This window comes from Kitasatospora nipponensis (assembly GCF_039528135.1).
In the GTDB taxonomy this organism is placed as follows: Bacteria; Actinomycetota; Actinomycetes; order Streptomycetales; family Streptomycetaceae; genus Kitasatospora; species Kitasatospora nipponensis.
Genome location: NZ_BAAALF010000882.1, coordinates 1 through 606 on the forward strand (window position 1 = coordinate 1; position 606 = coordinate 606).

Here is a 606-nt window from a genome sequence, read left to right on the forward strand (position 1 = left end):
CCACCCCCCCGCATTTCCTCGCCTCACGCCAAGCCCACCCCGTTCTGGCGGTCGTCGCTCTCGTCGCGTACGGCGCAGCTTTCGGCTGCGGCTTGATGGTCGTCAGGGTCCGAGGGCACAAGGACCTCGAACCGCGTACGGCATTGGACGGCTACGGGCACCTTCCCAAGGAGCGGGTCCTGCTGATGCTGGCTGCCTCGCGCGTGAAGATGTTCGAGCACAACAAGGCGATCCAGGACACGAAGGCCGCCTGGTGGAAGGCGAGCCTGGCCGCCCTCGTGCTCGGCTTGGTCTCCTCGACTGTCGGGCTGGTGCTGCACACTGACGGACATGACAGACAACCCGAGCCAGGAAAATCCTCCCCCAGCGTCCAGCACTCCGCCTCAAACTCCCCAGCCCCGACCCAGCCTCGCTGACACCTTCGCCGACCAGACCGTCATCGGCACCGAGCAGAAGAGCCACAAGGGCGGCACTAGCACCCGTCCTCACCGACCCCACAGTCGCTGACCTGCGCCGGTAAGTTCCCCGGGAGGCCCCGGTGAGTTTCGACTACCAGCCCAGCTCGCTGTCGGTTCTGCCCGACAGTGAGGGAGATCTGGCTCCCAG

General features: G+C 66.3%; 1 protein-coding gene. It reads left to right on the forward strand.

Annotated features, from left to right (window positions below; genetic code table 11):
- The coding region (locus ABD323_RS43850; RefSeq protein WP_344447587.1) for a hypothetical protein at positions 1-416 on the forward strand (416 nt) is incomplete at its 5' end.
- Positions 417-606 lie beyond the last annotated feature (190 nt).